Source organism: Pontibacter toksunensis (assembly GCF_042686245.1).
GTDB lineage: Bacteria > Bacteroidota > Bacteroidia > Cytophagales > Hymenobacteraceae > Pontibacter > Pontibacter toksunensis.
Window position 1 is genome coordinate 80,192 of the sequence record NZ_JBHUOX010000018.1, and the last position, 22,273, is coordinate 102,464.

The following is a 22,273-nucleotide window of genomic DNA, read 5'->3' on the forward strand; positions in this document are numbered from 1 at the left end:
TGCTGTTAAATTTTACCGTGAGAAATTGCGCAGGGCCCTGCCGCCCCCCCCGGCCATAGAGCCGATGGCGTTGCCGATGCCGCTGGTGTTGATTATCCAGGTGGAAATCACAGGTATCGTGAGCATGGCCAGCCCCCCGATGAGGAGACTCACAATGTAGAAACTGATGCTGCCCGAGGGGTAAGAGACGTAGGCGATGAATGTTTCCTCGTTCTGCATCACCGCCTTTAGAATCTCTATTTCCTTCATCAAACCGTACTTGACCAAGACAAAAGAGATAGACATGACGATGTAGGCGATGGTAGAGTAGAGCCCTACCGCCACATAGCGGCCTATCCAGGTGAGGTAGGAGTCACGGAAGCCGGGCAGGATGCTCAGGGCAAAGGCGAAAGGCCCGAGTATCACCAGGATGCCGGCGAAGATGATTTGCAGGAAGAAGACAATGTAGATGCACACCTGGTAGAGCAGTACCACCACGTACTCCACCAGGCGCATCATCGTGAAGTGCATCTTGGCCATGAGCAGGAGGTAGTAGCCTTTCATCTTATTGAACATCGGCTCCAGGTCGATGCCCATCTTCTCCATCCAGTCCTTGTCTCTGGTTTCTGCCTGCACCTGCTCAAAATCTGCGCTGCTATCTGAAAGCCTCATAGCCACGCTGTCTATCAATGCGACCCGTTCCAGGTGCATATCCCCCACCTGGTCTATCTGCCCTGCATACATCTCCTTTGCACTGTCTCTGACCACAGTCAGCGGGAAGTTGAGCACGTCCACAAAGCCGCCCCAGAAGATGATTACCAATGCCAGGGCAAAAGGGCGGAACAGGGCCAGGTAGCGCAGGGGCTCATCCCCCACCATCATCTTATAGGCCTCCACGGCAAAGTAGAGCAGCATGGCAATGGCGGCCACCGCCTGCGCGTCAGCCAGGAAGCTGCCGGCCAGGTCCTGAACGCTGAGGAACAGGCCGTCAAAAAGGTCAAATATGGCTTGGTCGATGAGCTCGCGCATCTATTTTGCTAAGTGGTTGGTGGTATTGAAAAGGGAGATGATGCGCCTGTAGTAGCCCCGGAGCGTCAGCATATCTGCCAGGTAGCCGCGGAAGGACTTGGCCTTTACCGCATCCTCCTCATAGGCTTCTTTGGTAAGCCCGATGTCAGCGTTAATCCTGTCTTTCTCCTGGCGCAGCTTGAGCAGGATGTCCACGTCCACGCCTGCCGCGATAGCGGCTGCATGCAGTTCATTCAACTCTGTGTTCAGCGCTCCTATCTTTTCGCCATAGAGCAGGTGGAAGCTTTTGTTCAGGCTGCGGTCCGCACTCTTGAACACCTCCTGCTCCCAGATAACCGTTACCTCCTCCTCTTCCTTTTCCGCAGCACGCAGGTTGCCCCTGACAGCTGCCATGGTGGGCAGGAGCTGGAGCATGTTGCGGCGGTCATCGCCTTTGCGGTACTTGTTATGGAAGAGCATGAAGTACCACTTCGGGTCGAAGCTGTTCCAGCGCGTCACAACCTCCCGCTCCATCTGGTGGCGCACATACTTCCCATCCACTATGGAAACAGGAGCCTGTGCCTTGCCTTCCGGAAGCGTGGCCAGAAAGACAGCACAGAGAAGAAGAAAAGCATATATGCCACTGCCCTTACCTCGCTTGGATTTTATTAGATCCGTAGCGGGAATATCATAAATTTGTGTCGCTGCCATCATCACCTTACTTTTTAATGGTCTTGTATTCATCGAGCAGCGACCTGATGATAGCCTGGCTGTTATTGGGGTACTTCAGGCCCAGCGGATTCATGGTCTTTATCAGCCCGGCATGCCTGGCCACGTGCATCTTCCGCACGATGGAATAGGAAAGGCCCCGCATGATGCGCAGCTCGTCCACCACGTGGCGAATGAGGGAGAGCCGGTCGGCATTCGTCATCAGGTTCACGTCGGTACCAACCACAGCCACCTGGTAGATGTAGGTGAACAGGTCAGCGGTACGGTTCACCAGCTCCAGCTCTGTTTTAGCGGCGATGAGCAGCAGCTCCGGGTCGCCCTGGGCAATGTCCATCATCTGGCCCTGGTAGGTGCCGATGTCCTGGGCAATGGTGGAGGCATAGACAATGTTTTTGCTCTGTCCTACAATGGACTGCACCAACTTGAGCGAGTTGTACATCTTCTCCTCCAGCCGCCTGATTTCCCCCATTTTGAAAGTGATACTCTGCTGTGTGGCGGATATCTCGGTTTCCTTTTCTTTGATGTCATTTAAGGCCGCCTGCTGCGCAGTGTGGTTCACCACAAGCGTAGAGACCACCGCAGGGTCGAAGACCAGCTGCTGCGCCTGTGAGGAAGTCCATCCCAGGACCAGTGCACTAAGGAAGTACAGGTATTTTCTCATGGCTCTTTTTGTTAATTAAGTTTATGAATTCGTTCAGCTTCATGCCCGATGCGCGGAAGTCCTGCACGAACTCCTCCAGCGCCTGCCGGTAAGTGGGGTAGCGGCCGATGTAAAGTTGCAGCGCCTCCTTTTCCCTTCTTTCCGTGGTGTAGGTCAGGTACTCGTAAAGCGACACCTCCACGCCGTACACCTCGCCGGTGCTGCCCCGCCGGATATAGACTTCCTTGAAGCGGCCCCGCCCTTCTTTGTTGTCAAGGTTGTTGATGGTGAAGATTTTCTTCTGCTCCACTGCATTAAGGGAAAGCAAACCCGCAATTTCGCTGAAGTTGTCTTTGAACCTGGTCTGGTCTAAAAGGCAGATGGTGTCTGAGTTGTTGATGATGCTGTTCTTAACCACGGCGTTGCCCAGGATATCCTCCAGCTCCTGGGTCACCACCACCGCCTCCCCCCAGAACTTGCGCACGGTTTTGTAGACGTAGAGAATGTAGCCCGCCATCAGCGGGGAGGCGATGGCCTTCCAGGCCTCCTCAATAATCAGCGCCTTGCGGTTTTTCTTGTGGCGCATCTTCTGCAGGAACACGTCCATGATGATGATGGTCGTGATGGGGAAGAGGACCTTATGCTCCTTGATAGCGTCAATCTCGAAGACAATGAACTTCTCATCAAAAAGCGAGGCATCCATGGCGTTGTTGAGGATGGTGCCGTACTCCCCGCCGATGCAGAATTTCTTGAGGATAAAGCGGTAGCTGGTGCTGTCAAAAGGAATGGCTTCGGCTTTGGTGATAGCGCCTATCTTTTCGATAGAGAAATCATAGAAACTCTGAAAGCTCAGGTAGCTGCTGTCCTTTCCCCTTTTGTAAAAGTCCTCATAGTAGGCTGACACCACCGACGAAAGCACGCTGTCCTCTATCTGGCTCACGGTGCCGTCCGCTCCTTTCCAGAGCAGGGAGATAAGTGACTTGAGAAACTCCCGCTTCTCTTCGTTGAATTCCTCCACGGAGATGCGGAAAGGGTTCATCGTGATGGGCTCCTCCTCTGAGTAAGTGATGTACTTGCCTCCGTAGTAAGCACACAGGCCACTGTAGGAGTGCCCGGTGTCTACCAGGATGACATCTGTGTCCTGCAGCGCATACTGGCGGATGAGGTGGTTCATGAAAAAGGACTTGCCCGTCCCCGAAGGGCCCAGCACAAACTTATTGCGGTTGTTCATGCGGTTGGTGTTAATGGGCATGTCGCTCGTTTCGATGGCCACCGGGATGCCCTGCCGGTCGGAGAAGAATACCTGGAAGCCCGACTCCTCATCTTTGAGTAATCCTTCTTTGAACAGCAGGCACAGCGCGGCATCCGAGGTGGTCTGAAATTTATCATACCCTTTCAGCTCGGAGGCATTGCCGGGCAGCATGCAGCGAAACAGCTCCAGCTGATTGTAAGCATTATGCGAGGGGATGATGCCCAATGAGAACAAAGCACTCTCGATGTAATTCACGGCCCTGTCGATGTGCTGCTCCTGGGCAGACACGAGTATGTTAAAGTGGCCGTGCACGAGCAGCTGGTTTTCCCTGGCAATGTCTGCCATCACGCGGTCAATATCCTCTACAGCCAAATCATTGGCAGGGTCCGGGATGGAGGTGTGGCGCTTGCGCTTAGCGATTAGCTTATTTACTTCCCCCCTCTGGTCCGGAATCTGAATCACCTGGTTGTAAATCACGCAGTCCGTGGCCGGTATCTTGTGCAGGAAGTGCAGCAGGTCCACCGGAAGATTAAAGCCCAGGTTCACATCGGTGTGAGGCGTGATGGAGGCAGGGAAATTGATTTCGTCCACATCCACCAGAGAGATGCTCTTGATAGTTTTCTTTCCTGATTTTATACCTTCCTCCGTTGCGCTGAAGTTGCTCAGGCCATACACTTCATCTGAGAAGTTAAAGGCCAGCAGGCGGCTGATGAGCGCCTTGATTTCCTTTTCTACCAGTACATGCGGCAGAAACCCTTTTGACTCCAGCAACTCCACCACTTTGGTGATGTTGCGCTGGAAGGCCTTGAAGTCTTTTGCCTCATAGGTAAAGAAGGCCGAGCGCTTCACGTCCCGTGTTAGGGTGAGATAGGTGGTGATGTCACGGTATTCTCTTCCCGCAAACGCCTCATTGTATTTCTGACTAAGAAAATCAGACGAGGCACGGCCTTTAAATTGCTTCCGCGCAAAAATATCCAGCTTCTGCAGGGTATAGCCAGAGCCCACTAGTCTCACGATGTTAGAAAACACATAATGAAAGTTGGTGTAAGCGTCCACATCGGCAGCATACTGGAGCACCGGATTCGTAATGCGAACGACAACAGAATGGTCGCCTGCCTCATGATAGAGAATATCATGTACATCGCGGTCAATGCCGATATAGGGTAGGGTAAAGTGCTTGTTTTTCATACGCAGGGTCAATAGTGTGGACGGTAAGGACACTAGCTTCGGCGGCTTAACCGGGAGGGCATGATGTACACTCCGGCGGATTTGGACTTGGCGTGCAGGCCTTTCTTCTGGCGGCTGTTGGTATAGAGCAGGCCACCCATTGAAACGGCAAGCAGGGCGATAAAACCGGCGAGGAAGTTCACGGCAACGGTCAGCAGCACAGCAGAAAAGAAGCCTGTTAACACACTGCCCATTGCCCAGTAGATGTAGCGTCCCTTAAAGGACTGAAATACAAGGGGCTGTTGCAGCCCCTTGTACACAGGGTATCCTGCGTGCCTCCCGGTGGTCATGGGCTACACGCCGAAGAAAGCCTTCACCACCACGCCCACCAGCATCAAAAACACGCAGGATCCCATCCACCCCATGATGGACTTCTGCACGTCCTGGTCTCCGGAGTTCCACTTGATAAACACCCGCACGCCGCCGACCAGGCCCACAATGGCGCCGATGACAATGATAAGCGTGCCGATGGGGTCCACGTAAGTGGTAAGCTCAGAGGAGGCCGCATCGATGCCTTCTACCCCCTGCGCCCTGGTCTGCTGCACGAAAGCCAGTAGGGCAACTGCCACGAAAGAAAGTCTCTTTTTCATAAAGGAATTGATTGAACTGGTTTTAAAATATGGAACTGGAATAGGATTTAGCTTCTTTCAGGAACTCCTCCAGGGGGATGCCCTGCCCCTCCACCCGCAGTGCTGTCTCAGGCTCAGACTCTGGTACTGTGCTGAGCTCCTCCTGCTCATAGGGCTGATCTTCTTCCTCCTCCTCTTCGTCATCGTACTGATCGTCGGCATACGGCTCATCGTCCTCTGCTGCTTCCTGAGACAAGTCATACCCCTGCTCCTCGGCATCGGCAAGTTCTTCCATGTCATAATGCACACCTGCATCGGCAGGCGCCATCTGTTTGCGTGAGAAGAATAAATCGTAGAGGAAGTTGAGCACATAGTAAATGGCGTACGCTCCTATCACAACCCCAAAAAATGTACTCCATGCCATAACTCCCTATATTAGAATGAACACTTTACTTTATATACTTAAATAAATACGCCTAAAGCATATAATTTTTTAATCAATAAATTTATTGCTTCGCTTCTCAACCAATTCCTGAATAAGCGCCTTGTGCTTGCTGAAAAACTCCTGCAGCAGGTAGCTAACCAGCGCATTTGATTTTATTTTTGCTTTCTTCTTAAGCAGGTCAAGCACTTCGGCGCTCTCCTCGTCCACATAGACAGCTTTCTTGTCAATCTCCATCTCCTTACGGGCAGCCTCTAAGACCTTGAACAGCTGCATGAATCCTCCCTCATGGAGAATAGTATCTATATCCTTTGGGTTTTTGGTGGCAGATGCTCCCCTATCCCCTGGATGAGCGGCAGCTGGTCGCTGTTCTCTTTCAGTCACGACCTTAAGGGTGCTCGTCGGCACAGCTTCTACAGGTAATTTCTCAGCACCCATCTTAGCTTTTATGCTATCCAACAGTGAATTATTTTTATTCATTGACATACGTAATATATACGACATATGAATAATATAGTAATATTATTCTGTAAAAGAATATTTAAAATTTAAGCAATAAAAGCAAAGCCCTTCAGAAAATTTTCCTGAAGGGCTTAAATTCAAAATATATGTTCCCTATCTAATATACTTATCATAGATAAAATCGAAGGCTTCCTGCACTACTTCCCGTGCCTCTGTGCTGATAGATACTGTGTCAATGCGCTGCAGGGCCACCCGCTCCGCTATCTCCGGGGCTATCTCCCCGAAGCTGGCCATCGCCTCCCGGACCTTCTCCTTTGTTTCGTACTTGATGCTTTTGTTTAGTCTGGTAGGAAGGAAGACAATTTGACTATCAGCGTTCAGGTGGCGCGCTACCCTGGCAAACACATGAGAGGACTCGAACACGCTCCGCTCGTAGGCAATAGGGCAGATAATGAGGTCCGCGTCTTTAATGACAGTAAGAATAGAATCATCGTCCAGCCTCCCCGGCATATCCATGATGACCTGTGTTTCTCCTTTCAGCGCATCCAAATCCGCGGCATACTTAGGGTAATCTTCCAGGTCAAGCTTGAGCACCTCATACAACGGGTCGTTTGAGTACAGCTCCCGGTCACGCTCCCACTTGGAGTAGACGGTTTCCTGCTGGTCCATGTCAAAGATAACCACCTCCTCGTTTCTGTCCAGTGCCAGGTAATTAGCCAGCAGCACGCAGATGGTTGATTTTCCTACGCCGCCTTTCTGGTTTGCAATTACTATTTTCATATCCTGTCGATTAGCGTTTTATCTTTCGTCTGTTTTTTCTTTCCTGTTCTGCTGACCGGCCACTCTGCTGCAGACCCTCGGCCAGGAGTTGGAGCAGTTCCGCGATAGAGCCGGAGGAGTACGCCAGCTGGCGGCTGGCCTGTGGGCTCAGCTCCCTGTCCAGGTCCAGCAGGTGCGCGGAGCCGTAGTCCAGTTGCCGGCTGGTCAGCTCACTTATCGGGTGAATAGCCTTCTCCCTTTTGTCAACCAGGTAATGCTGCCCTTCCAGCCTGGCAATGCTCCAGTCGTTGCTTTGCAGAATGTCATTCAGGCTCCTGCCATTGGCCAGCATGCTGTTCAACCTGTCACCTGTATACTCCCGCGCCTCCTCGTCTTTGGGGCTGTTTACCTTCAGGCTATCAGCGTTAAGGCGGAACACGCGCTGCAGGATACGCGCCTCCGCCTGGCTGGTAATCGTCCACTGGCTGGCCTGCTCCGTGCGCTGGGCGTGTCGCTGCTCCGGGGTGACCTGCCCGGCAGCGTGGAGCAGCTCGCTTAGCTTCATGACCTGCGAGCCTTTGAGCACCTGCTTTTTAGCATGGTCGATAATGGTGTAGCCGTAGGGGGTATCCTTGCCTTTCGCCAGGTGAAACACCAGCTCCACCCCGAACTTTTTTTGCAGCAGCGCCTGCAGCTCCTTTGCCTCAAGCCCCGGCTTATACTTGGTAAAGAGTGCTTTGAGCTGGTTCACCCTTGCTTCCGGGGCAGCATACCTGGCTGCCTTTTCGGCAACTTCTGCTTTATCCAGCGCACTCACTATCCGCCCATACTTGATAAAGCAATAGCTGATACCATCCTCCTCCACCTTCACCCCCTGCCCTTCCAGCAGCAGCCTGAACTGGGCCTCTGTGGAGAAGTTGTAAGCAAGGGCCTTCCTGATGTGCGCCCGCATCTCCTCGCCCACATCCTTCATCAGGATTTCCTTCATTGCTTTCTGGCTCCTGGTGCGCTCAAAGGAGTCGTCAATCTTCCGGCCCTCCCCATTCACGCGCGAGGAGACCAGGTGCACGTGATTGTTATCCGTGTCAGAGTGGAAGTAGATCAGGTACGGGTTCTCCCCGTATCCCATCTTCTCCAGGTACTGCTCGGCGATGTCCTGCAGCTCGTAAGCGCCTTTCTCCCTGCCCTCGCAGGAGATAACGGCATGGAACTGCGGCTGCTTCACCATTTGCCGGTTGTCATCAGACCGGGACCAGGAAAGCAGATAGCCCTTATAGTCCATGTCTGCAACGCCTGACGCGCCCGGGTGGATCAGGCTGAAGTTCTCAGATGCCAGCAGCTGGGCCGTGCCTTTGGCTATCTTGTCTTCGTTGTAGTGCACCCCTGAGAAGGTAGCAGCGGAGGAAAGAATCTTGACTATCATAGCCCGGTAAATGTAGGGGATAATCGCAAAAGCAAATCCGTAATATGGAATACGGAAAACGTAATGTGCATTTAGCGTAGGGTGCGCAGGTAAGTGCGGATAGCTTTCACATACTCCTCCTCCACCTGCAGGAACTCCTGAAAGTGCTGGTTATACTGGGCAATCACCTTTCCCTCCACCATGTTATTCTTCTCCAGGTAGTTGATATACCTGGCAATCTGGTTGATGTTGGTACCTATCCGTTTAAGCTCCCCACCTGTTTTATCCAGGGCCCGGAACAGCTGCTTCGGGTTATGGACAGGGACATCGGCAGAGGCAAAAATCTTTCTCCTCAGGTACTCGCTCCGGTCATTGTAGCCGGCTTCCCGGACCTGCTCTTCCAGCTGAACGCGCTCTTTTTCAGTAAACCGGAGCTTCACTACGAAGCCCCTCTTCTCCCCTGCCGGTAGCTTTGGCCGGCCGCCTTTCGGGTTCCACTCCTGAGCCTGCTCTTGATTGTCCATCTGGTATTTTTAAAGATGATGAGTTGCGAATAATCTACCCCCTGCTCCCACTATGTGGGGAGCAGGGCAAGAGGTTTTGAGGGCCCTCAAAACACATCTTGCAAAGAAATTTCCGGAGAAAGAAAATCAACCATAACGGCGGCATGGTTAACTATGGCTGGGAAGAATGTAATAATTCCTGATGGACAAAGATGAATAGCCTGACTTAGTGCAGGCATTATCGGGGGACTGGCTCAAATCATGCTAAACTAATCGGGGCTGGTTGGGAGCCTGTTGTATTCAAACGCAGCGATAAGCCTGGTCAGCACCTTCAGCTCCTTTGCCTCCTCGGTACCGGGCGCAGCGTCTGTGAGCTTCTCAAGGCGGAACACCGCTAATTCATATTCTTCCGCTGAGATAATGGGCATGTCTTTCATAATACCATAAAAATCAAAATGACACATAATATAAAGTGCAATATACGTGGTACTCAGATGTTGTTTATACTGATTTTTGATACACTACTACTCAGTCTAGCTGTTGGTGGATGCCCGGGTCACCGACCACATACAGACCTGACCACGTTGTAAATTGTTTAAGTTGTGTTGCATAATCTGCAATGCGCAACAATCCTGTTTCTTTTCAAAGGCGTTTAGGGAATCGGTTGGACTGGGCTTCACAAAAACGGGTAAACCCTTTCCTTAAACAGCAATCCGCATGACACAATGCGGAATCAGTAATGCGTTTTCCGTATTCCGTAATCCGCATTTTCGTACTTTTCTCTTTATTGCAGGTTGCCAGAAATGTTTTGAAGCGGAGAAAACAGAGAAAAGTACGGCCAGGCGGTATCAATTCTGCGCTTAAAGAGGCATTTAAGGCAGGCACTTCGGTCGGATGGCACGCATTCGTGTAAACCCACGACCCTGATACGCACTCCTTTTCCTTCCCTTTTGTAAAAAAAATACCTGGAGCCTATTCCAGTATTCTACCCATTCCTTCATTCTATTCATTCAAGGCGCTGCAACATGTTGATTGACACATGGTTATAACACACAAAACAGAGGAAAGTACGGTAAAATACAGAGAGAAGTACGTTGCTATGCAGAGAAAAGTACGGTCTATGCAGAGAGAAGTACGTTTGGAGAAAGAGAAAAGTACGGTTTTGAAAAAGAATAAAGAGAAATCTGATTCTGTTTTCTGTATTTACTTTCTATCTTGACCTGCAGAAAGGACGGGGCATGAAAAAATTCAAAAAACTGGATACTTTCCTGACGGTGGCGCAGCATAACAACCTGGTGCGCTCGGACCTGGCCTTTACCCACCTGGAGGCCAAGGTGTTCACCAAACTGCTGGAGACGATTCCAAAGGATGCGCGGGAGCTGGGCGAGGTCTCCATCCGAATCAGCGACGTGCTAGGGACAGGTGGCTCGGGTAAAATGTACAAGCTGCTGCATGAGGCCGTGAAAAGCCTGGACAAGCGCCGCATCAACCTGCTCAGGGTGGATGCCGGCCCCTACGACTATGACGCCTGCGGTTTGTTTGACTCCATGGAGATGAAGGTGGGCCAGAACCTGATCCGCGGGGCCTGGGGCCGCAAGATTCAGCCCTACCTCATCCAGCTGAAGAAAGGCTTTACGCTGGGGGAACTGGAGATACTCCTCAAGCTGAAGACCGGCCACTCCTATAAGCTGTACTGGCTTCTGAGAAGCTATGAGTCGCTGACCCGCTACGAGGACTCCCTGGAGAACCTGAAGACCATCCTGGTGAAGCAGGAGGAGGGGAAACCGGACAAGTACACCCAGTGGAATGACTTCAGGCGCTATGTGCTTGAGCCGGCCGTGGAGGAGGTGCGGGAAGTCTCCGCCGAGGCTGGTAACCCCCTCACCTTTGAAACCGAGCTGCTCAGGTCCGGCAAGAAGGTCATCGGGGTGCGGTTCTATAACATCAAGTCGGCCAACTCCCGCAAAAAGCTTTTGGGGCTCACGCAGGCAATGCCCCGGTATGAAGGCAAGAAAGAGACCGCCTACGTGCGCCTGACGCTTTCCTACGGCCTCACCCCGGAGCAGGCAGAAGACGTAGTGGAGCGGGTGCCACAGGCCCTGCTGTGGCCTGTCATGAAGCAACTCAACCTGGACATTGTCACCAACAGGCTGCACGAGCGGAAGCAGCCGCCCGTCCCTGCCGGGGCCTGGTCTGCCGTGCTGCTCAAAAAGCATTTCAACCACCTGCTGAAGTGGCCGGTGAAAGAACCGCTGGAAAAGTAAGAAGGCGGAAGCGCTCGGGCTGTGCCCGGCTCAGGGAAATAAAATGAGCTGGGCGGCGCGGTCCTGTGCAGGACTGGCCAGGCGGTACGAGTGGACGGTGAACACGAGCTTGACGACCACCCGCTTGTGGCGGTATTCGCGGTAGCGGATGTCCAGCAGCCCCCTGTCGCGGATGGCCTTGATGGCCTGGTCCACCACCCTTGTTTTGAAGTCATAGTAGCGCTCATACTCGGCGTCCCGTTGCCGGTACTTGCGCACGCCCAGCATCACTTCCTTGAGTTCCTCCACCGACAGCTCCACCTTCCGCTCGCCGGCATAAGCGCGTAGAAACCAGAACAGGCGCTGGGTGTGGCTGTGGCGGAGTGTCACCAGGCTGGCGATCTCCTTTAGGGAGAAGGTGCTGGTGAGCTCCTGCAGCTCGGGGCGGGCATGTTCGGAGAAAAGCGCCTCCAGGTAACCCCCCTGCTCGTGGTGGAAGGTCAGGTACTCAAAAAGGGGGTAAAAACCCATGCTGCGGCGGCCGGGGCCCGGCTTGGTCAGCCGCTTTCCGGCCAGGTCCTGGAGGGCCTCCTCGAGGAGCGTGTAGTGCTGCGGGGTGGGTGGATTACCCAGTACGTCCGCCAGGTTCGCCCGGATAGGCAGCAGGCGCTCGTAAGAGGAAATCTGCTCCAGCAGGTGGATAAAGACCTTCGTCTGCAGCGTGTCCAGGCCGAAGTCGGAGTGGGCAAACACGTGGTACGGAAGGGACTGGCTGGCGGGGGAGGCGTTCATCACAGGCATCAGGTTAAGCCTGCCTAAGATAGCAAAAACACGTTAAATTGCCTGAAATGTGAGAAAAAATGAGTGAAATACCTGCCTGAAAAACAGGCGCGGACTCAAAACGCAACCTCTTGCAAGCGCGTTTGCCTTATATCGCGTTTGGAGGCATTTGGAATGGCAGGTGGACTTAGTCCAGGCCGAATTTCTTCTTGAAGATGCCGTAGGCGTAGGCGGTTTTGTTTTCGATGGGGTGGCCGAGCTTGTTGTAGTCCGTGTTTTCCACCTCGTAACAGGCTTTGTTGATGTCGGTCAGGCTCCCGTTCTGGAGTATCCTGCGGATCTGGTGGTCGGTGAACCGGAACTTGGCCATGCGGGCATAGGCCATCGCCTGGCGCTCCGTGAGCTGCTCGGTCTGTGGCGGTGTCTCGGGTGTGGCTCTCAGCTTCTTGCCCTTCAGCAGGGTAAACTTGATGGCAGTCACCTTGCGCCCTGTTTTGATGGGCGTGAACTCGAAGGGAATGTCGGTTTTGGCGATTTCCTGCTGGGCGGGAATGAGAACCCAGCGGCGGATATCGGAGTATTTCGGGTAAAGGTGGTACTCCACTTCCTTTCCCTTGCTTAGTTTCTGTGTGTAATCCAGGCCGAGCTTGAACCTGAACTCAGTGATACTCATAATTCGGTAGCCGGCCTTAGGTGAGTCGAACTGCTTGAGGAGCATGTAAATCCGCGAGGTGTAGGTGCTGGAGAAACGGATGCACTGCTTGAGCTGGGCCTGGGTGAACTCCTTTCTTAGCTGCAGCAGGTGGGGCTTCATGTCCGGGTGCGGGGTGATTTTGACGATTCCCTGCTTTTTGTAATAGGTGGCGTCCGTGACAAGGTGGGCGTAACGGGTGGTGCTGGGGCCTTCCTCCCACTCGACCACGTGGCTCATGAGGCTCTTGATGTTCTTGCTGACCTCTTCGTAGAGGTGGCTCCCGGATTTGAGGTCCGCCAGCTCGATGATGTCCTGGACCCGGATAAAGTAATCCTTGAACTCAATATCAGACTCCTCGATGCAGGAAAGCATGGAGAAGAAGAGGCGCCATTCAATGTAATTGAGCCGGAACTGCCCGTTCAGCAGGAAGTTAGAGAGCGCTACCTGTGCATCCCCCCGAAGGGAAACGGGGGTGGCGTCCGCCGGTACCAGGTCCCCTTTAGGACCGAGTGTGAACATTGAGAGTTGGTCATCCATGTAATCTAAGGTAAGCGGCTCCTGCCGCATTCGCAATAGCTACTCAGTATCCCTCATATTTCGCGCCCGGTGCGCCAAATTGGTTCTGCGAACCTCGTTTTCTCGTTTTGTTCTTCCTTTGCCGACTTATCCACAGGGTGCGTGGCTTTCCTAAGCCACATAAAAGATACGTATATTTTATAGATCTATTTTAAATACATTATATAGAGTGCTTTAGGGAAATAAGAGAAGTACTGAGGCAAATGGGGCTTTAATGTGAGAACTGCTGAGTGGGGAAAGGTGAGTACCACTGAGTAAAGGTGAGAAACGCTCAGTCAGGGTGAAAGGTGAGAACTGCTGAGCCGGTTTTTGCTCTTTCTGGGCCTGATTCACTCAGTATTTCTCCTTTTTAGCGCCTATGTAGCGTCTTCCTTTCTTTTTACTCAGTATCTCTCATCTTTCGGATGGGATGGACTCAGTACTTCTCACCTTTCGGGGAGGCCTTTCCTTTCTTCTCTCCTAGGATGGGCAGGCAAAGGAGTTGGCACAGGGAAGGTAGGGACTTTTTTGTTTGGATGCTCACCTGAAGGCAGCCTTTGGGATGACGCTGTATCCCAGTAGCCGGAAAGAGTCTGCTTTTGTGAGGAGTTGCCTTTTGCCGAAGCGTCGGCGTTGCCTGGGCAGGATGGCAAAGGAGGATAAGCCAGGGATAGACCAAAAGGCTTCCTCTCCCCTGTTCTGATGCCTGGACCACAATAAACGATGCTCCTTCAGGGCGCATCGTGTTGTGTTGTGCCACCCGCAGATAGCTAACTGGGATGGGGCTAGAGAAAATAACCTGAGTTATGTTTTTTCAGGCTGTATTTCCTATACCGTTCTATGGTTCCGCTGAAGCAGGATCCTTCCCGGTGATGGCGCCTGTCTGTTGGGCTGTATACTGAATTAGGGAAAACATACTCCTCTTTGAAGGCTATCTGGAGGAATTCACTTCGTGCGTTTGATTTATGAAACCTGCTTCTGTAAAAGCGGTGCCATCAGGTGCCCCTGGGGGCGCAGGGCATGGTGTGGCGCTCCTGTAAAGGATGTGCTGCCACCGGATCGAAGAGGAAGGAAACAAAACGGGAATTGCTCCTGTGCTGGGCGGCCGTATTGATATATTACTGTCTTTCTGAATGACAGTAATATAGAATGACCATTGTTCGGTATTTTTGTTTTACTAACTTGCAGTTATAAAACAGGACAGTAAAAACGCATGACAAAAATCATTACCATTGCGCAAAATAAAGGAGGGGTCGGCAAGTCCACCACTGCCGCTAACTTGGGGGCCGGTTTGGCGCGCCAGGGGAAAAAAGTACTTCTCATTGACATGGATGCTCAGGCAAACCTGAGCGCCTGTTTTTCCCATGTTAGCAAGTATCACATCGGGCAGGTCCTCACCGGGGCTGTGAGTGTGGAGGATGCCACTGTTCCAGTGGGCGAGCGGCTGGATATTATCCCATCGGTCAAGACGCTGCTGGAATTTGAGGAGGCCATCGCCGGAAAGCCGCGCCGGGAGGACATCCTCCGCAAGGCTATAAAGAAGCACGTGGAAGGCCGTTACGACTATGTGCTCATCGATACCCCCCCCCACCTGGGTCTGATGACCTACAATGCCCTGTATGCCTCAGATTATTACATCATGCCGATGCAATCTGAGTTCTTCAGCTATGATGGGATTGACACCCTTATCGGGCACTGTAACAGTATCTCGGAAGACACCGGTCTGGAGTTGGGCGGTATTGTGCTGACGCGCTACAATGAGAAGAAAAGGGGGATGGCGCTGCAGGCAATTGCTAACGCCATCAAAAGTGACCCGGACTATAAAACGTTCAACACCTACATCCGCGAGAATAACAAGCTGTATGAGGCGCAACTGAAGCACAAAGACATTTTCTCTTATGATCCGGGGTGCAACGGAGCAGAGGATTATAATAAGTTAACACTAGAACTAATTGAACGCTATGGCTAAGAACGATTTCGCAGAGGACCTGAAGGCTAAGAACAAGCCAAAAACCGTAGAGTACCATTACCGGAAAATGGGAAAGAAGGGGAGAAAAAGGGACAACGTCACCTATTCCATTCTCCCGATGCTGGCAGATAAAATTGAGCGGTGGGCCTGGCACTCCCGCAAAGACAGGTCCGAAATAGTGGAAGCCATCCTGCTGGAGGCGCTGAAGGACAAGGACTTTGAGCCTATACCGGATGATAAACCCTTAGAGTTGTAAGTGGAGGGCACAACTGTATGACCGTAAGACTGTCACACAAAACGATTGCCATACCGTATGATGACAAGGCACATGTTATTAGGAATAGGTGAACCACCTGGTAACGAGTAGATGGTGGGGAACAGGGGAATTTCAACCTACCTCCCCTCCTGCCGCCGCTGCCTCTTTGTAACCCGATTTCCAGCCGAACAGCCTTACCGCCCTATCATGTTGCGGTAAGGCTGTTTCGCGTGTAGGCAGGAAGAAGACTACTTAGCCCCGGCGGTTAGCCGGCCACCTAAAGAAAGCAGATGGTTTCAAAAGGAGGAACTGACAGGGAGAGGCTCCTGTTATGCCCCTCTTTGTAAATAATGGTAAGTTCACTGTCAACAACATAACACAGGTTGAAGCCCTGTCGCTTGATTCAATAGCTGTTATACCCCGTACGTTTTTGTATTTCGGTGCAGTATTCTTTTGCCTCTCCAAATTACGGTAGTTCAGTCACATTGCCGTTCAGTCATTAGTTGTGACGGTAATACCGTCTTTTGCCTACAGCATTCTCTCCTGGGAAAGGCTGGGACGTAGTTATAAATGTCACGCTCCATACCCCAGGCAGACACATCTTATACGATTGCCTGCTCTTCCCCTGGTAGTGAGCGCTGAAAAGAAGGCGATCACCCTTTCAGATGACACCCCTCAGAACATTTAACCGCCCTGGAAAGAACACCTGGGCCGGAGAATGGCGCGAAGACCTCTCCCCTACTCCCTGCTACCTACGGCGCAGACGAAATGCGCCTGGCATTCCCGCAGTCCCCGGTGCAGTCACTGCCATCCTGCTGCAGGCGTTAAAAGCAGAAAATCAGGGAACACCAGAAACGGTATTTCTGTATGGCAGTATGATGGCAATACAGAAACACAGTCGTACTAAAGTATTGAAACACAAAGATACGATACTACGGTAATTCTGAATGACGGAATTACAACAGTGCAGTCATCATTCGATATCTCCTGCTAATAAGGGTTTTGCGTTACGGCTTTGAATAAGGGAGGCATGCAGGTGCGATGACAAAAGCCTGAAGAAAGCAGGATTGCTGTTCCGGAAAACAGACTTACAACCTTACGGTCATTCGAAATGACGGGCATACAATATTTCAACCTTCCGTTCATTTAGTATGACAGACAAACACTACTTCTCCTGCTCATTTAAGCAGGTATGTTTTAAAAAAGTTTAAGGAGACCGGGAAAGGTTCGTTGCTCCTGGTACCATTGCTGCCACAAGGTTGATAACAGGAAGATCTGCTCCTGTAATAGAGCACCATGGTAGATGGGGAAAGGTATCGCGCTTGAAAGACTATAATGCACCAAGACCTATGCAAGACTGTCGTTCAGACTCACAATTATACCGTCGTACAGAAAGTCAACTATTCGACATGAATATCATACTACAAAACAACATTTCATGCGTTCAGAACTATTGCTCTGCAACATGACGGTAAGACTGAATTAAAGTCATACGGTATTTCAGTCATTTACCGACAAGGCTGTTTTCTCCCGCCTGTTTTAACCACAGTCGAATAGCTGGCCTTAGTAACAGGCACAAGGAAAAAAAGGGTGACCCGGGAGGAGGGAAGCAGGCAGAGCATCATCCTTCAGAAAATGTCCTGCCCACTAGGTGTATGCCGCAGGTAGTAGAAATACACTAGCCCCTTTAAAATGCTGCCAGCGCTTCACAGGTAATGCACAGCAAACCAGGATATAAACCTGTCATACCATATTGAAGAATGACGGCAATTAGGCATGACTGAAATATGGTGGTTCCATCTTTCGGCATTGCTGCATGAATGTCTTACTGTATGACTGCATGTTAGTATTACAGCAGAACTCAAAGTAAAAGAGGTGGCTCAGACGGGGAAGGGAAAGGTTTGGGAAATACCTGATTTACAAAAGGGGAGAAGAGCAAACTGTGTGGACAGAAGAGCGGTAATTGCTGTGCTGGTCAGCATGGAGGACATAGGAGTGGAGTCAGCTGAGAAGCGGTCTTTAGAGTTCATAAAGGCAACAACTTTCGGGCGGTACAGGCCCGGTTTTATTTGGGGGGCTCAGCTTCCCTGACAGCGGCGGAAGCGCCTTTGCTCCGTTTCATCCGGAACGATAACTCCTTTGGTGTCTTTAGCCAGCTAAAAGCAGGCGGTAATTCGTCCTCTTCTCAGTTGTCGGCCACAGTCACTTGGCGGGCAAGCTAAAACCGGTCACCGTCACACTGTCATCATCTAAAAGCCAGTGTTAAGGCAGGAGGAGGGTGGCACGGGGTAAGCCGGCGCAGAAATATACGAATTGCCTGTTTCTCGAGTGCACCGGATGGGGCAACATAGTTTTCTTTTTTCCCCTTTTGTATAAGACCTGATAAGCCTTTTTGTGGATCCACAGGGTATGGTTGCAGCGTAGCGTAAGCGGCTTTATGATACGGAGATGTATGACCGTACTTTGGTCATTATGAATTACTGTAATTTAGTTATACCGCCATATTGAAGTTCAGTAGGAGAATAATTCGATAAGTCAGTAATACCGTGGTACTATAATTCTGCTGTACAAACCCAGAATTAAACGCCTGTTTGATTTAATCAAACAGGCGGGAGGGTACAGGATAGGAAGTGCGCATACTTTCAGGAAACCAATGTTCTCACTAATGGGAACAGTAAACTGCCACCAGAAACAGGTAGTAGTGTCCCGGTAGGGGAAGGACTAGTCCGCAGCGGGTGTCGAGCTGAAGGGACTTACTCTGTGCCGGCAATGTCCCTAAACTGGAGCATAGGCTCGTAAGGCAAGTGCGTAAGCGCATGTTATTCCACCTGCAAAACGGAGGGTGAAGCCCGGCCGGAAGGTAAAGCTGCCTGGGCCCAGCCGGATGACTTCTGTTTCCCAGGCAGAAGGATCTGATAGAAAACTACTCTGTTGCAGCGTACTGTACCCAGAAGCGGGCAACCCAATCGGTTCTTTCCGCCAGAAATTCTTCTATTAGTGGTCTGCCTGAAGGGGGAAAAGGGCTATAAAAGCCCCTCGACCGCCAGCGAGTAGTAACTCTCGCTGGTGATGATAATGTGGTCCAGCACCGCGATGTCGAGCAGTTCGCCCCCGGCTTTTAGCTTCTTAGTTAGCTGCATGTCCGCCGCGCTTGGCTTGAGGTTACCGGAGGGGTGGTTGCGGCAGAGGACGATGGAGGAGGCGCAGGCTTTCAGGGCCACCACGAAGATGAGCTTGGCGTCTGCCACCGTGCCGGCCACGCCTCCTGTCGACAGCTCGTAGATGCCCAGCACCCTGTTGACCCTGTTGAGGAGCATGACCTTGAACTGTTCCATAAACTCTATCTTGCCCGTGTCCCAGCTTTCCTTCAGCACATTGTAGCAGTCGGTGGAGGAGGTGACCTGCGGCCTTTGGGAGGGTATCACTTTGGCGCGGTAGGAGAGCTTGATTTATGCCACTTTGGAGAAGGAGGAGTTTCTGGTGAGCTTTTCCATAATCGTTGCCTTTTTAGTGTGAGGAACTGAGTATGGTGCCCCACCTGCCTTCAGGACGGACTAAGGGCATAGGTGGAGACGGCAAAAATGCGGAGGCTCCCCGGCAGGGGATACCCATTTTTTCCCGTACTACCTTGTCCCCGTGTCCCGCACACAAGGCTACCCTTGCGCCTGAGTGAATTGCCCCCGCACTTTTGCATGGGAGTGGCTGTAAGGGAATGGTAGCTGAGGTGCTAATGCTGTGTAAGGTCTGACAGTGAGCAAGTGAACCCACACCACCTGAGGCAGCTCCTATGTCTTTTATGTATGACCCCCATACTGAATTACTGTAATTATGCATGTTCGTTATTCAGTATTTCAATATTTCAGTATGATTTCACGGCAGGACAAGGAAAGTGGCTGTGAGGTAAAGGCAGAAACGCACGGCGGGTAAGAGAGAAGCTGGTACTGCTGGATAAACTAGTGGCTGGTGCTAATGTCTACGAAAACTTCTCCAATGACATATATAATGCTCTGGAGCAGGCCCGGGAGGAGCTGTCGAAGTATCACACACTGAACCTCATTTTTCCAAGCGACAGTTATTTCCCTTGTGATATTGTGACAGGGTTTGTTAATTTCTGCCAGAAGTATGCCTTTGCCTATAGCATCATAAATAATATTTCAGAGGAGCAGATACGCGAGGGAGAGGTGTACATTAACCTGATAGAAGATGATTTGGTGCTCCTGCTGGACAACATCATCATAGGCATCATAATCCATGATAAAGATCTCCTTTTCTGGTTTGTTGACCGCAACAAACGCCCTGCCTCTGTCCTTTTCAATCTTGGCGGCTACCTCTAAAATATTCATAAGTGCTTTTTGGGCAAACATTCACTTCCTGCTGTACACTCTAGAGATTCCTATTTTTTGTATAGCCTGCAACTTTTGCAAGTTGACAAATTGTCAACTTATGTGTATATTTGTCGTATACTTACATAAACACACCGCAAGATGAATGTAATGAGCCTGAAAAAGCTTCGGGAGTTCTATGAAGAACACGCAGACTCGGAGGCAGCGCTTACTACCTGGTATAAAGTAGCCGTAAAGGCAGAGTGGAAAGACCTGAACGCCCTGAAAAACGATTTCCCGAGTGCTGATCTAGTGGGTGATAGCAGGGTAGTGTTCAACATCAAAGGCAATCATTACAGAATAGTGGCGCGGGTGTCTTTCCAATACAAAAGCATGATGATCAAGTTTGTTGGCACGCATGCTGAGTATGACAAGATAGACGCAGCGACTGTGTGAATTTAACCGAAGACCAAGACCATGCAGATAAGAATCATAGAGAACGAAGAGCAGTACGAAGCGTACCTGGCTCGCATCGAGGAATTGTTTGATGCACCAGAGGGCAGCGCCGAGGCAGAGGAGCTAAAGCTGCTGAACCTGCTAGTTAACAAGTATGAGCAGGATAATTACCCTATCAGCTCGCCTGACCCGATAGAGTTCATAAAGATTAGGATGGAGGACTTGGGGCTGATGGATAAGGACCTTGTGCCCTACATTGGCGATAAAGCGATTGTCTCGAAGGTATTGAACCGCAAGCGCAAACTCTCCATAGACATGATCCGGGGACTTCACAAGGGCTTGGGCTTCCCTTTGGAAGTGTTGGTGCAGGACTATGGGGTAACAGGCGAAGGGAGCGTGTATGGCCATCGTAGCCGCTCGCATGTAAGAAGCAGCAAGAGCGTGAGAGGAGGCAAGCCACACCGCGGGGCTCAGCGGGTTTCTAAGGTTACTAAGTAACCACGATAATCAGAGTAAACATAATACCACTATATTAGAACCACTCCTGCCGAGTGGTTCTTCTTTTTGCTATACCTGCAGATGTTACTCTACATTCAGACTTATGGCACCAAGCGGTTTCTTTAGGGTCAAAGGGAGTACATGCTTTTGGGCTGGAATACGACCAAAAGTTCCCAGAGCATCATGAAAAATAATGCCTATGCTGAAATGCCAGTTTACAGGAAATGTATGGGATTAACCGAGGCAAAGCTATCAAAGCTTGCTCACAGCCATGATGGAACAGTGCGTGATGGGGGAGAAAGATAAATAAGATCTTCTTGTATAACGATACTAAAAACTCTCCATCCTGCCCCCAACACGTAGACAGGTACTTCGAGAAGGTAAAGCTTTTGGCAAAATATTAATTCCAGTTTTGCATGAAGCATTCAATGAACTCACACCCCGGCAGAAGTTCTACAGAAAGAACATTCCCAGGCTGATTATCTGCGGAAGCTTTGCACTTGTCCTGGTGTAGAGCACGTTTCAGATGGTAAAGAAGCAGGAGCAGGCGAACGCTTCACTGAAACATGTTGAAGATACGATGATGGACTTCTACCTGGAGTCGAGGGAGCAGGCAGACACCGTAGGCATGGCCGCTTATATGGAACTACATCTTTCCCCGGCTGAGTACCAGCTATGGCTGCAAATGGGTGAATAAAGCCACAGGGCAGGGGGAGTACCAGGCACCTGCTTTCTTTCCCCTTTTGTCGTAATATTAACTTACTCAGAAACCTAGTATTATGTTTACTGTGTATCTGTAGTAATACCATGTTTATGTTGGTTTTCTCTTAAGCTGTAGTTCATGCTTGCTTAGCCATGGAGAATAAACAGTAAGCTTAAAGAAGAAAACAAAGTACGCCCATATTACTATGTTTACTGTACTTACCATGATTATTCAATAATATGCGGGTCGCGCTTGCCTTGCGCTTGGAGGAAAGCCACTTTTCCGCTAGCTGAAGAATGGAGGGTACCGCATAGAGGAGGCTGGCGGAAGGGTGGCCAGCAACGGGAAGCTCTCTGACAGATTAGCATAATCTGGTGGAGTGCTGGAAGAGGGAGCAAAGCTTGCTGGGGAGGGGCAATGACAGAAGGGGGAAAAGAACGGCAGGAGGAGTGGAGATGCTGTACCTGGTGATGAAAGCAAATCCTGCAAAAGAGCCGGTCCGACAGACAAAGTTTCCCAGAACCGTATGATAGAAGGAGCATATAGCGGAAGAGGATGAATTTTTACTAGTTTAATCTTTATCCCCATGACACCAGGGCAGACCTTGTCTGGGAGCACGGTATGTTTCTGGCAATCCGCACAGAGATAGGCTGCAGTGTGGTGCTCTACCATATGTCTGATTTCTTCGTGGAGGTGTGGTACTCGCCGGAAGATAACCAGATTGCCCTGGTGCATGGGTTCGAGCGAAGGGAGCTCCTGGAGCCGTACCTGGAGATGATTGACCTGGCTGAGCTTATAAGGTAAACTACCTCATTTGCCTCCTCA

At 51.0% G+C, this 22,273-nt stretch carries 24 protein-coding genes; 9 read left to right on the forward strand and 15 right to left on the reverse strand.

Annotated features, from left to right (window positions below):
- Positions 1 to 12 precede the first annotated feature (12 nt).
- The 12 genes from ACFS7Z_RS20025 to ACFS7Z_RS20080 all read right to left on the reverse strand — a co-directional run bounded on the left by ACFS7Z_RS20025 (position 13) and on the right by ACFS7Z_RS20080 (position 9,436).
- Positions 13 to 1,008, reverse strand: coding sequence for a plasmid transfer protein (locus tag ACFS7Z_RS20025; protein WP_377488470.1), 996 nt, complete (start codon positions 1,006 to 1,008; stop codon positions 13 to 15).
- Positions 1,009 to 1,701 (reverse strand): hypothetical protein, encoded by a 693-nt coding sequence (locus tag ACFS7Z_RS20030; protein WP_377488473.1) that lies wholly within the window; start codon positions 1,699 to 1,701, stop codon positions 1,009 to 1,011.
- A 4-nt stretch (positions 1,702 to 1,705) separates the two neighbouring features.
- Complete coding sequence (locus tag ACFS7Z_RS20035; protein WP_377488476.1) at positions 1,706 to 2,377, reverse strand: plasmid transfer protein; 672 nt, start codon at positions 2,375 to 2,377, stop codon at positions 1,706 to 1,708.
- Positions 2,352 to 4,796, reverse strand: coding sequence for a TraG family conjugative transposon ATPase (locus ACFS7Z_RS20040; RefSeq protein ID WP_377488479.1), 2,445 nt, complete (start codon positions 4,794 to 4,796; stop codon positions 2,352 to 2,354). Before ACFS7Z_RS20040 ends, ACFS7Z_RS20035 begins: the two co-directional genes overlap by 26 nt.
- 32 nt (positions 4,797 to 4,828) lie before the next feature.
- On the reverse strand, positions 4,829 to 5,125 hold the full coding sequence (locus ACFS7Z_RS20045) for a DUF4133 domain-containing protein (protein ID WP_377488482.1): 297 nt from the start codon (positions 5,123 to 5,125) through the stop codon (positions 4,829 to 4,831).
- Between the two features lie 3 nt (positions 5,126 to 5,128).
- Positions 5,129 to 5,425, reverse strand: a complete 297-nt coding sequence (locus ACFS7Z_RS20050; protein ID WP_377488485.1) for a DUF4134 domain-containing protein — start codon at positions 5,423 to 5,425, stop codon at positions 5,129 to 5,131.
- 22 nt (positions 5,426 to 5,447) lie between these two features.
- Positions 5,448 to 5,828, reverse strand: coding sequence for a hypothetical protein (locus tag ACFS7Z_RS20055; protein ID WP_377488488.1), 381 nt, complete (start codon positions 5,826 to 5,828; stop codon positions 5,448 to 5,450).
- A 69-nt stretch (positions 5,829 to 5,897) separates the two neighbouring features.
- On the reverse strand, positions 5,898 to 6,305 hold the full coding sequence (locus ACFS7Z_RS20060; RefSeq protein WP_377488491.1) for a hypothetical protein: 408 nt from the start codon (positions 6,303 to 6,305) through the stop codon (positions 5,898 to 5,900).
- 156 nt (positions 6,306 to 6,461) lie between these two features.
- A complete protein-coding gene (locus tag ACFS7Z_RS20065; RefSeq protein ID WP_377488494.1) occupies positions 6,462 to 7,088 on the reverse strand; it encodes a ParA family protein in 627 nt (208 codons plus the stop codon).
- A gap of 10 nt (positions 7,089 to 7,098) precedes the next feature.
- Complete coding sequence (locus ACFS7Z_RS20070; RefSeq protein WP_377488497.1) at positions 7,099 to 8,490, reverse strand: relaxase/mobilization nuclease domain-containing protein; 1,392 nt, start codon at positions 8,488 to 8,490, stop codon at positions 7,099 to 7,101.
- Between the two features lie 71 nt (positions 8,491 to 8,561).
- On the reverse strand, positions 8,562 to 8,993 hold the full coding sequence (locus ACFS7Z_RS20075; protein WP_377488500.1) for a plasmid mobilization protein: 432 nt from the start codon (positions 8,991 to 8,993) through the stop codon (positions 8,562 to 8,564).
- A 248-nt stretch (positions 8,994 to 9,241) separates the two neighbouring features.
- Complete coding sequence (locus ACFS7Z_RS20080) at positions 9,242 to 9,436, reverse strand: hypothetical protein (protein WP_377488503.1); 195 nt, start codon at positions 9,434 to 9,436, stop codon at positions 9,242 to 9,244.
- A 774-nt stretch (positions 9,437 to 10,210) separates the two neighbouring features.
- Here ACFS7Z_RS20080 and ACFS7Z_RS20085 point away from each other — a divergent pair.
- Positions 10,211 to 11,236 carry a replication initiation protein gene (locus ACFS7Z_RS20085; RefSeq protein WP_377488506.1) on the forward strand — a complete coding sequence of 342 codons (1,026 nt, stop codon included), beginning with the start codon at positions 10,211 to 10,213 and terminating at the stop codon, positions 11,234 to 11,236.
- Positions 11,237 to 11,266: 30 nt separating this feature from the next.
- Here ACFS7Z_RS20085 and ACFS7Z_RS20090 read toward each other — a convergent pair whose 3' ends face one another.
- Entirely contained in the window at positions 11,267 to 12,007 is a 741-nt protein-coding gene (locus ACFS7Z_RS20090; protein WP_377488566.1) for a replication initiation protein, read from the reverse strand.
- 175 nt (positions 12,008 to 12,182) lie between these two features.
- Positions 12,183 to 13,256: a replication initiation protein gene (locus tag ACFS7Z_RS20095; protein WP_377488569.1), complete on the reverse strand. Its 1,074-nt coding sequence runs from the start codon at positions 13,254 to 13,256 to the stop codon at positions 12,183 to 12,185.
- Positions 13,257 to 14,457: 1,201 nt separating this feature from the next.
- On the opposite strand from ACFS7Z_RS20095, the gene ACFS7Z_RS20100 reads away from it, so the two are divergent.
- The 3 genes from ACFS7Z_RS20100 to ACFS7Z_RS20110 all read left to right on the forward strand — a co-directional run bounded on the left by ACFS7Z_RS20100 (position 14,458) and on the right by ACFS7Z_RS20110 (position 16,410).
- Positions 14,458 to 15,213, forward strand: a complete 756-nt coding sequence (locus ACFS7Z_RS20100; RefSeq protein ID WP_377488509.1) for a ParA family protein — start codon at positions 14,458 to 14,460, stop codon at positions 15,211 to 15,213.
- Positions 15,206 to 15,469 (forward strand): hypothetical protein, encoded by a 264-nt coding sequence (locus ACFS7Z_RS20105; protein ID WP_377488512.1) that lies wholly within the window; start codon positions 15,206 to 15,208, stop codon positions 15,467 to 15,469. The genes ACFS7Z_RS20100 and ACFS7Z_RS20105 overlap by 8 nt, the downstream gene beginning before the upstream one ends.
- A gap of 665 nt (positions 15,470 to 16,134) precedes the next feature.
- A complete protein-coding gene (locus ACFS7Z_RS20110) occupies positions 16,135 to 16,410 on the forward strand; it encodes a hypothetical protein (protein WP_377488515.1) in 276 nt (91 codons plus the stop codon).
- Positions 16,411 to 18,492: 2,082 nt separating this feature from the next.
- On the opposite strand, the gene ACFS7Z_RS20115 is transcribed toward ACFS7Z_RS20110, so the two are convergent.
- Positions 18,493 to 18,894, reverse strand: a complete 402-nt coding sequence (locus tag ACFS7Z_RS20115; RefSeq protein WP_377488518.1) for a JAB domain-containing protein — start codon at positions 18,892 to 18,894, stop codon at positions 18,493 to 18,495.
- Between the two features lie 531 nt (positions 18,895 to 19,425).
- On the opposite strand from ACFS7Z_RS20115, the gene ACFS7Z_RS20120 reads away from it, so the two are divergent.
- The 5 genes from ACFS7Z_RS20120 (at position 19,426) to ACFS7Z_RS20140 (ending at position 22,252) form a co-directional block, all read left to right on the forward strand.
- Positions 19,426 to 19,803: a hypothetical protein gene (locus ACFS7Z_RS20120; RefSeq protein WP_377488521.1), complete on the forward strand. Its 378-nt coding sequence runs from the start codon at positions 19,426 to 19,428 to the stop codon at positions 19,801 to 19,803.
- A 150-nt stretch (positions 19,804 to 19,953) separates the two neighbouring features.
- Entirely contained in the window at positions 19,954 to 20,247 is a 294-nt protein-coding gene (locus tag ACFS7Z_RS20125) for a type II toxin-antitoxin system HigB family toxin (RefSeq protein ID WP_377488524.1), read from the forward strand.
- A gap of 21 nt (positions 20,248 to 20,268) precedes the next feature.
- Entirely contained in the window at positions 20,269 to 20,745 is a 477-nt protein-coding gene (locus ACFS7Z_RS20130; protein WP_377488527.1) for a helix-turn-helix domain-containing protein, read from the forward strand.
- 526 nt (positions 20,746 to 21,271) lie between these two features.
- Entirely contained in the window at positions 21,272 to 21,442 is a 171-nt protein-coding gene (locus ACFS7Z_RS20135; RefSeq protein ID WP_377488530.1) for a hypothetical protein, read from the forward strand.
- Between the two features lie 627 nt (positions 21,443 to 22,069).
- On the forward strand, positions 22,070 to 22,252 hold the full coding sequence (locus tag ACFS7Z_RS20140; RefSeq protein ID WP_377488533.1) for a hypothetical protein: 183 nt from the start codon (positions 22,070 to 22,072) through the stop codon (positions 22,250 to 22,252).
- Positions 22,253 to 22,273 lie beyond the last annotated feature (21 nt).